The 8,843-nt window shown below is 76.1% G+C and carries 9 protein-coding genes; 4 read left to right on the top strand and 5 right to left on the bottom strand.

What is annotated here, in order from left to right:
* Positions 1–303: 303 nt before the first annotated feature.
* The 3 genes from A4V12_RS22730 to A4V12_RS22720 form a co-directional block, all read right to left on the bottom strand.
* Positions 304–1,380 carry an ABC transporter substrate-binding protein gene (locus tag A4V12_RS22730; protein WP_064071264.1) on the bottom strand — a complete coding sequence of 359 codons (1,077 nt, stop codon included), beginning with the start codon at positions 1,378–1,380 and terminating at the stop codon, positions 304–306.
* 38 nt (positions 1,381–1,418) lie between these two features.
* Complete coding sequence (locus tag A4V12_RS22725) at positions 1,419–1,922, bottom strand: flavin reductase family protein (RefSeq protein ID WP_064071263.1); 504 nt, start codon at positions 1,920–1,922, stop codon at positions 1,419–1,421.
* Positions 1,923–2,510: 588 nt separating this feature from the next.
* On the bottom strand, positions 2,511–3,725 hold the full coding sequence (locus tag A4V12_RS22720; RefSeq protein ID WP_064071262.1) for an ROK family protein: 1,215 nt from the start codon (positions 3,723–3,725) through the stop codon (positions 2,511–2,513).
* 707 nt (positions 3,726–4,432) lie between these two features.
* On the opposite strand from A4V12_RS22720, the gene A4V12_RS39815 reads away from it, so the two are divergent.
* Both A4V12_RS39815 and A4V12_RS22715 read left to right on the top strand, forming a co-directional pair.
* The gene (locus A4V12_RS39815; RefSeq protein ID WP_350498022.1) at positions 4,433–4,507 is read left to right on the top strand and encodes a putative leader peptide; all 75 of its coding nucleotides are present in this window, start codon (positions 4,433–4,435) and stop codon (positions 4,505–4,507) included.
* A 144-nt stretch (positions 4,508–4,651) separates the two neighbouring features.
* Positions 4,652–5,941 carry a vanadium-dependent haloperoxidase gene (locus A4V12_RS22715; protein ID WP_234372294.1) on the top strand — a complete coding sequence of 430 codons (1,290 nt, stop codon included), beginning with the start codon at positions 4,652–4,654 and terminating at the stop codon, positions 5,939–5,941.
* A 114-nt stretch (positions 5,942–6,055) separates the two neighbouring features.
* Here A4V12_RS22715 and A4V12_RS22710 read toward each other — a convergent pair whose 3' ends face one another.
* On the bottom strand, positions 6,056–6,676 hold the full coding sequence (locus A4V12_RS22710; protein WP_079137267.1) for a TetR/AcrR family transcriptional regulator: 621 nt from the start codon (positions 6,674–6,676) through the stop codon (positions 6,056–6,058).
* Positions 6,677–6,842: 166 nt separating this feature from the next.
* Here A4V12_RS22710 and A4V12_RS22705 point away from each other — a divergent pair, with 166 nt between their 5' ends.
* Positions 6,843–7,619 (top strand): phosphatase PAP2 family protein, encoded by a 777-nt coding sequence (locus A4V12_RS22705; protein WP_064071261.1) that lies wholly within the window; start codon positions 6,843–6,845, stop codon positions 7,617–7,619.
* The gene (locus tag A4V12_RS22700; protein WP_079137266.1) at positions 7,616–8,485 is read left to right on the top strand and encodes a DMT family transporter; all 870 of its coding nucleotides are present in this window, start codon (positions 7,616–7,618) and stop codon (positions 8,483–8,485) included. The genes A4V12_RS22705 and A4V12_RS22700 overlap by 4 nt, the downstream gene beginning before the upstream one ends.
* Here the strand turns inward: A4V12_RS22700 and A4V12_RS22695 are convergent.
* Positions 8,475–8,843: a DUF488 domain-containing protein gene (locus tag A4V12_RS22695; RefSeq protein WP_064071260.1), complete on the bottom strand. Its 369-nt coding sequence runs from the start codon at positions 8,841–8,843 to the stop codon at positions 8,475–8,477. The genes A4V12_RS22700 and A4V12_RS22695 overlap by 11 nt on opposite strands.

Genomic DNA, 8,843 nt, shown 5'->3' with positions numbered 1-8,843 from the left:
GGGGGGGGGGGTCGGAGTCGGCGTCGGAGCCGTGTCGGGGGCTGGGGCCCGGGACAGGCGGGCGGTCGGCGCCGGGGCCTGGACCGGTGGCCCGCTCAGGGCCCAGCTTCCCAACGGGCCCGGGGGCGAGTGCGGCCGGGCCTCCCTCGCCGGGGCGGGTGCCGTCCACGGTCGCGGAGGGCGCGGCACCGGAGAGGGCCGCGGCTGGGGCGGCAGGAGCGGTGGGGACGGCGGATGCGGTCGGGACGGCAGGCCCTTCGGCCGTGGCCGTCGCCGCGCGGGCCGGACGTGACAGCGCGTCGGTCATGCCGTGCCCTCCCGGTACCGGGCCGGCACGGCGGCGGCCGCGAGCCCCTCGAAGCGGCGGTCGAACAGCGTGGCGGCGTCCACCTTCGGTACGAAGCCACCCTCGGCGAGCAGGTCCGCGGTCTCCTGCTCCCAGGCGACCGCCTCGTCCCAGCGTTCGGGGAAGCGCGGCTCCGCCAGGGAGGTGACGATCCTGCGGCCGTCCTCCCGGGTGACCCCCTGGTCCTTGACGTAGTAGGCGTCGATCCACCGCTCCTGGTGCTCCCACGACCACACCACTCCGCGGGCCCACAGCGGGACGAAGGCGCGGACCGCCGCCGCGGTCGCCGGGGTGTCCAGCACCTCGGCGGGTGCCCACAGGACGGTCAGCAGGTCGACGACGTCCGTACGCACCTCCCGGGCGCCGTCCGGACGGTACTGGCTCAGGTACTTGGTCAGCGTCGGTTCGCCCAGCGGCGCGGCGTCGACCTGCTTCGACTGGAGGGCGGTGAGGAACTGGGTGCTGGGCAGCGCCACCAACCGGACGTCGGCGTGGTCGATACCGGCCTCCTTCAACGCCCGGAGCACGACGACGCCCTGCGCCTGGCCCTGCGAGAACGCGATCTTCTTGCCGCGGAAGTCCTCGATCCGGGCGAGGGACGAGCCGGGGGCGGTGGCGAAGACGTACGACGGCTTGCGGCGCACCTGGACGCCGACGATCCGCGCCTCCACCCCGATCGCCTCGGCCTGGATCGGGGGGACGCCCGCGTTGGCGGCCAGGTCGATGGAGCGGGCGCGGAAGCCCTGGATGATGTCGGGGCCGGCGGAGAGGTTGGGCCACTGGGAGACGTGGAAGGGCAGGTGCTTCAGCAGGCCCGACTCGGTCAGCTGGATGCGCGACGTGCGCACCGCGACGGACAGGCGGGTGCCGGGTGGTGGTGGGCCGGTGGGGAGGGCCTTGACGGTGGACGAGCGGGCCGCGCCGGCGGGGCCGGGCGCGCACCCGGCGACACCGAGTGCGGTCGCGCCGCCCAGCAGGGCGAGGAAGCCGCGGCGTCCGAGGCGGGAGGACGTGAAGAGGGGGTGGGAGGGCATGGGGGTCCTGTTCTGGGAGGGCCGGCCGGAACGGGCGGTCAGACGGACAGGTAGCCGCCGTCGTGGAAGAGCAGGGGCCGGCGGCCCGGCTCCTGCCACGCGTCGACGACGCGGGCCACGACGATCCGGTGGTCGCCCGCCGGTACGAGGTCCTCGACGGTCAGTCGCAGCAGCCCGGCGACGCCGTCCAGTACGGGCTCGCCGGTGGGGAGCCGCCGCCATGCGGTGGGCTCGGCGAACCGGTCGATCCCGCTCGTGGCGAACCGCCTGGCCAGCGCCTCCTGGTCGGACCCCAGGAAGTGGACGACGGCGGTGCCGGCCTGTTCGATGTGCGGCCAGGACGACGACGTGGTGGCGACGGCGAAGGAGACCAGGGGCGGGGTGAGCGAGAGCGACGTGAGCGAGGTCGCGGTGAAGCCGACGGGCCCCCGGCCCGCGTCGGCGGTGACGACGACGACCCCGGCCGGATAGGCGCGGAAGGCCTGCCTGAACCGGTCGGGTGCGAGGTCGGCGACGGGGCCCGAGGACAGCGAGACGGTCATTTCTCCTCCTGGAGGAAAACACACGTGCGCATACGTGTGAGGAATGGGGAAAAGGACTGGCGAGCACCGGGAAAGGCACCCGTGAATCGGCGTGGCGGAATCAGCCGCTGGAAAAGGAAGAAGCAGCGCGCCGGGGTACGGGCGCCGCGCGGGAAAGTGCGCCGCGCGACCTCCGCGCCGGGCCCGCCCCGGCCCGCTCCTCGTCCCGGCCGCCCCGACCGCGGGGCCACCGCTCCGAGCGGCGGGTCGAGGACCGGGGCGTACTGTGCGGATCAGGCCGGATCAGGGAACGGGGTCCGGTGCGTGCGGACGCACGGCCGACGACAGTGCCGCAGATGCGCGTGCCGGGGCACGCCGGCCCGGCGGGATCCGAGGGACACGTCCCCGGGCGCGGAGTCCCGCTGGCGGGTCAGCAGCCCCTGCCGGTACAGGAACGGCCGGGACGTTCGGAAGGACGACGGCGTACCGCGGCGGGTACAGGCCGGTGATTCCCTCGCGAAGTGCTCATGAATGCATCCTTCCCGTCCCGTTCGGACCCGGTCAACAATGCAACCGACTGAATTAAAGGGAATTCCGGCGAGCCGTCCGTCAGGACGCCCCGGACAGCGCGGGCCACGGCCCCAACGGGTCGTCGTACAGCGCCCCCAGGGCCACGGCCGCCCCGGCCGTGGGCAGGACGGCACCCGTGAAGGAACTCGGCACCACGGCGCGCACGGGATCGCCGCACACCCACGAGCGCTCCGCGACCTCCGCCCTCAGCACATCCAGGCACGCGGGCAGCCTGCCCGCCGCGGCGTCGACCACCACCAGGACCTCGGGATCGAACATGTCCAGCAGTACGGCCGCTGCGCGTCCCAGCAGCCGGGCACGGCGCAGGAACAGCGCCGACGCCCGCCGTTCGCCGTCCGCGGCCCGGTCCAGCAGGGCGGGGAAGTCTGGTACGCGGAGCCCCGCCGCCGCGGCCCGCCGCACCATCGCGGGTTCCGACACCCCGGACTGGAGGCAGCCCGGGGTACCGCATGTGCAGCGGACGTCTTCCCCGGCACCGACCGGGAGGTGGGCGACGCTCCCGGCACCGGAGCGCGGGCCCTGGTGCACCGCTCCCGCCGTCACGAAGGCCGCGTCCACGACCGCGCCGGCGAACAGCAGCACGGCGCTGCGCCGGGTGGCGGCCCGCCCCACGAGCTGCTCGGCCCGGGCGAGGGCACGGGCGTGGCTGTCGACGTGGACCGGGAGCCCGGTCGCGTCGGCGAGCATCCGTCTCAGCGGGACGTCGCGCCAGCCCAGTTGGGGGTGGCGGACGACCACCCCCGCCTCCGGGTCGACCCAGTGGCCGGTCGCCGCGCCCAGGGCGAGCACGGTCCTGCCCGCGCCGTGGGCCGCGAGCAGCCCGGGCAGCCGGGCGGCGAGGCCGTCCAGTACGGACCCGGGGTCGGTGCCCCGGTGCGGGCGCCGGTCCTCCGCGACGATCCGGCCGCGCAGGTCCATCAGCGACAGGGTGGTGTGCGCGACCGCGATATGGGCTCCGGCGACGAGGTGGCGGCCGGTGTCGACGTCGACGGGCACATGGGGCCGGCCCGGCCCCCGGGGCCCGGGCGCGGGGAGGTCCTCCCGCAACAGGCCGCGCCGCACGAGGGCGTGGGAGTGTCCGCTGACGGTGGCGGGGGACAGTCCGGTCAGCCGGGCGACGGTGCTGCGCGCGACGGGTCCGTGGTCGAGCACCGCGCCCAGCACCGCCCCGGCTCCGGTGGCGCGGCGGATGAAGGGGACAGGGCGTGGGATGTCGGCGCGCCGCAGGGGCACCGTGCGCGGTGGTGTCGTCGGTCGTGTCGGTGGTGAGGTCGGCGGTGACGTCTTCACAGGGGGCCTTCCCGGTCCTGGGCGCGGCGGGGTCGCCGCCCGGGCTCACCCGTGGGTGGGGGCCGGCGGCGTCGGGGCGCTGCGGGCGTACGGGCCGGAGCGCTGCTTCACCGGTGCGCGGGCGCGGCGCGGGAAGGGCCCGCGGCCCCGCCGGGCGAGCCGGAGGGCCGTGGGGAGGCGGGGCCGAGGGGGCCCGCGCGGCGCCGTCGTTCAGGAGCGCCGACACGCGGCGGAGCACACGCGCTTGAGGTCGACGTGACCTCGAGTCGTCAGGAGCGCGGATCGGTGCATGGCGCGCAACATAGCCGGGCCCGCGGGGGCCGGTCAACGGCGGCCGGACGGCGTCCGCGCCGCGTGACTCCCGCGTCCTCAGGGCGAACGCGCCCTCGGCTGCGTGGGGTCGCGCCGTGTCCGCCGGCCGCTTCGTCCGGTTTCGGCGTGCCCCTGTGCCGCTCGTCCGGTACGGGCACGGCGGGTGCGGACGGCGGGGAGCGGGGCGCAGGCGTCCGGGGCGCGGGGTGCGTCTTCTGGGGTCACCGGCCGCCGTCCCGTGACGGGCCCATGGCGCGGGTGCGAAGACCGTGTTGCGGTCCGCCGGTACCGGCCGGTCGCGCGTTGACGGGGTGTGGGGGCGGGGATAGCTTCGCGCCATGCGGACCTTCCCACGACTCGTCAGGCGGCGCCCCGTCGACCTGCTGCGTGTCGCGTCCGCGCTGTGTGCCTGACCGCGCCGCCCCTCACCGCGCGTCCCGCCCCCGCCCGTCGGCGGTCCCCACCCGAAGTCCGTCTCATCCCACGCCCGTTGGCGTACTCGCGCCGTGCATCCGTGCGTGCCCGCACGTCGACCACCCGTACCCGAAGGAGCCCCCATGCCCCCGTCCCCGATGCGCCGCCGCCCGCCCGGACACCGCCGCAGTGGCGGGAACGCACGAGCGGCCCTCGCCGCGCTCGGGGCGGCGGTCCTCGTCGCGGCCACCGCGGGCGCGCCCCCCGAAGCCGAAGCCGCACCGGCGCGCACCTCCGTGACCCTCGACTGGTACGACACCACCGCCCGGACGGTCGCGGCGAGCGGTACGCCGACCCAGATCACCAACAGCCGTACCTGGGCCATCGGCTGGCTGGCGGCGGCGCGGGCGGTGCGCACCGCTCCCGCCGGGCCGGACCGGCGCGGCTTCGAGGAGGCCGCGCTGGCGAGCGCGCTGCACGACACCCTGGCCGCGCTGGTCCCGTCCCAGGCAACGGAGTTGAACACCCGGTTGCGCGCGACGCTGGACGCGGTGCCCGACGGTCCGGCCGAGGCACGGGGCGTGGCGGCCGGGGCCCGCGAGGCGCGGGCGGTGCTCGCGGCGCGGGCGGGCGACGGCCTGGACCCGGCGTCGGTGAACGCGCCGTTCACCGTGCCGCCGGCGGCGCCCGGTGTGTGGCAGCCCACCCCGCCCGCGTACGCGCCGGCCGCCCAGTACGGCAACCGCCTGGCCCGGCCCTTCCTGCTCGCCGGTGCCGCCCAGTTCCGGCTGCCGGCTCCTCCCGCCCTCGATTCGGCCCGGTACCGTGCCGATCTGCGCGAGGTACGGGCGTACGGTGCCGTCGACAGCGCCGTACGGACGCCCGAGCAGACCGGGATCGCGACCTTCTGGCTGGGCTCCTCGCTGACGCTGTACACCGAGCCGCTGCGGGTCGCCCTGGCCCGTTCGCCGAAGCCGGCGGCCGACCGCGCCGCCCTGGTGGCGCTGTTCCACGTCGCCCTGGTCGACACCCAGATCGCCACGTCGGACAGCAAGTACGCCCATGGGCGCTGGCGCCCGGTCACCGCGATCCGCACCGGTTCCGTCGACCCCGATCCGGCGTGGACGCCGTTGCACACCACCCCCGCCCATCCCGACTACCCGAGCGGGCACGGCACCTACGCGGGTGCCGCGGAGGGTGTGCTGTCCGCCCTGGCCGGTCCGCGCACCGCCCCGTTCACCCTGACCAGTCCCACCGCCCCGGGAGTGACCCGCACCTACACCACCTGGAGCCGGCTGAGCCGGGAGAACGTGGACGCCCGCGTGTACTCGGGCATCCACACCCGCACGGCCGACGAAGCGGGCGTCGCCCTCGGCAAGCGGGTCGCCGCGCACACGCTGCGCCACTCGGAACGGCTCTTCGGCACGCTCTGAACCGCCGCCGGCACCTGCCATGTGACGTGAGGCACCCCGGGGAGGGAGGGGACGGCGGACCGCGTCCCTCGGTCGGGCGCGGTCGGGCCGGGCGGCGCCGGTGGCCGGGGTGCCTCAGGTGCCGGAGGGGCCGAGGCCGAGTGCGGGGAGGATCACCGCTTCGACGTACGCCGGCAGGGCGTCCTCCTGGCCGAACCGGTCCTCGAAGAGCCGCTCGACGCGCAGGAGGCCGAGGAGGCCGGGGGCGACGAAGGCGATGGCCGGGTTGCCGGCGGCGATCTCGCCGCGTTCGACACCGCGCCGGAGCATCGCGTCCAGCGCGGCGACCTCGGGGTTGATGACCGTCTCGCGCAGGGCGGAGCGCAGGTCGGGGTGGTCGAGGTAGGCCTGGCCGACGGCTTCCATCAATTCGGTGTCCCGGCCGCGGCGCGCCGCGGCGGCGACCGCGGCGGCGCGCAGGTCGCCCGCCAGGGTGCCGGTGTCGATGCCGGTGAACAGGCTGCACCGGCTCTTGTCGAGGGCGGCCGTCACCAGCTGGGCCTTGGTCCTCCACTGGCGGTAGAGGGTGGCTTTGCCGCATTTCGTGCGGGCGGCGACACCCTCCATGGTCACGGCGTCGTAGCCGCCCTCCCGCAACAGGTCCAGCACCGCCCCGTACAGCTCCAGCTCGCGCTCCGGGCTGATCTTGCTGCGGCGTGCGCCGGTCCTGGCGGCCGGGGCGGCCTGCGTGGACATCGGTTCCTCCACGGAAGGGGCGGGGATGCGGGGCGGGCTGTGCACGTACGAGACTACGGGGCGCTCAATCGAGACGCAAACGTATCGATACGCTTGCGTCTCGATAAAATCGGATCTACGCTCTCACTCGTTTGCTTCCGTTTTGATCTGCGAATGAGGCCGGGAGATGGCTGCCGGGACCGCCGGGATACGTCATGCCGAGCCGGAGACGACCGCTGCGCCACGGCCGCCCCTGGTCCGCGAACTGGTGCTGGTGACAGCGCTGTTCCTCGTCTACAAGCTGGGCCGGTCCGTGGCGAACGGCCACGAGGCCCGGGCCTTCGCCAACGCCGACCGGGTGTGGGACCTGGAACGGGCCGTGCACCTGCCGGGCGAGGGCCGGATACAGGGCCTGATCCTGCACGGCGATGCCCTGGTCCGCGCCGCCAACACCTACTACGCCTGGATCCACTTCCCCGCCACGGTCGCCTTCCTGGTCTGGCTCTACCGGCGCCGCCCCGGCCACTACGTCTGGGCCCGCCGCGTCCTGACGCTGCTGACCGCCGCCGCCCTCGCGCTCCACCTGCTGGTGCCGCTCGCGCCGCCCCGCATGCTGGCCGAGGCCGGGCTCGTCGACACCGCCCGGGTCTACGGACCGTCCGTGTACGGCGCCACGCCCGCGACGGACGGCATGGCCAACCAGTTCGCCGCGATGCCGTCGCTGCACTTCGGGTGGGCGCTGATGGTCGCCGTCGGGCTGATCGCGGCCACCCGGGGCCGGTGGCGGGTCCTGTGGCTGCTCCACCCGCTCCTCACCCTGCTGGTGATCGTCGGCACGGCCAACCACTACTGGGTGGACGCCCTGGTGGCCACGGCGCTGCTGGCCGCCGCCCTCGCGCTGGTGCGGCCGGTGGGCGCCGCCCGCCGGATCGCGCCGCTCCGGCCGCGGGCGGTGGCGCGGTGAGGGCCACGCTGTTCGCCCTGCTCCTCTCGCTGGCCTCGGCGGCCGGGTACGCCCTCGCGGCGGTCGCCCAGTCCCGGCTGGCCGCGGGCGGCGGGGGCACCAGGACGCTGCTCGCCCGGCCGCTGTGGTGGTGGGCGGTCGGGCTGAACGCGGCGGGTGCGCTCACCCATGTCGCGGCGCTGCACCACGGCCCGCTCACCCTGGTCCAGCCGCTGGGCGCGCTGACGCTGGTCGCCGCGCTGCCGGTGGGGGCGTACTACGAGCGGCGGCGGGTGTCGCGGACCGAGTGGCGCGGCGCGCTGTGGACGCTGGGCGGGCTGGTCGGTCTGGTCGCGGTGGTGGGCCCGGCGGCGCCGGGCGACGCGCTGTCGCTGCCGGAGGCCCTGTCGGTGGCCGCGGTGACGGCGGCGGGCATCGCCGTGCTGGTGCGCCGTGCGGGCCGCGGCCTGGGCCTGGCGACGGCGTCGGGGGTGGCGTCGGGCGTGGCGTCCGCGCTGACGCAGACGGTCACCGCCTCGCTGGCGCGGGAGCTGCCGGGCGGGCCGCTCACGTGGTGGCAGACCGCGCTGCTGGCGGTCCTGGTGTCGGTGTTCGCCACGGGCGGGCTGCTGCTGTCGCAGGCGGCGTTCCGGGGCGGGCTGGCGGCGCCGCTCGCGGTGGTGAACCTGGCCAACCCGGCGGTCGCGGCCGTCATCGGCGTCGCGCTGCTCGGCGAGACGTTCCGGGCGGGCCCGGTCGGCTGGCTGGTGGCCGCGGTCGCGGGGGCGGTGGCGGCGCGCGGGGTGCTCCTGCTGACGGCCGGTCACCCGGTGGCGGTGCCCGCGCCCCGGGCCGCGGAGACCGATCCGCGTCCGGTCACCCCGTGAGCAGGTCCACCAGCACGGCCGCGTGGCTGCGGCCGGGGTCCTTGGCGGCGGTGAGCAGCGTGAGCGGGCCCTCGCGGGCGAGGGCCCGCAGCCGGTCGAGGGCCTCGGCGGCCTCCGGTCCGGCCAGCTCTTCCTCGTAACGCCGCCGGAACTCCTCGTACGCGTCGCCCTCCGCCGCGTGGTACCAGCGCCTCAGCTCGGTGGACGGGGTGAGGGACTTGGGCCACTCGTCGACGTGCGCGTCCGCCTTCGACAGGCCGCGCGGCCAGAGACGGTCGACGAGGACCCGCACGCCGTCGTCGGGTCCGGCCGGTTCGTAGATGCGGCGGACGGTCGGGCGGGGGGCGGCTCGCGTCAT

The sequence above is a fragment of the Streptomyces noursei genome (genome assembly GCF_001646665.1).
GTDB classification, from domain to species: domain Bacteria; phylum Actinomycetota; class Actinomycetes; order Streptomycetales; family Streptomycetaceae; genus Streptomyces; species Streptomyces lavendulocolor.
Note: the sequence above shows the minus strand (reverse complement) of the source record. Positions and strands in the feature narration are given on the sequence as shown.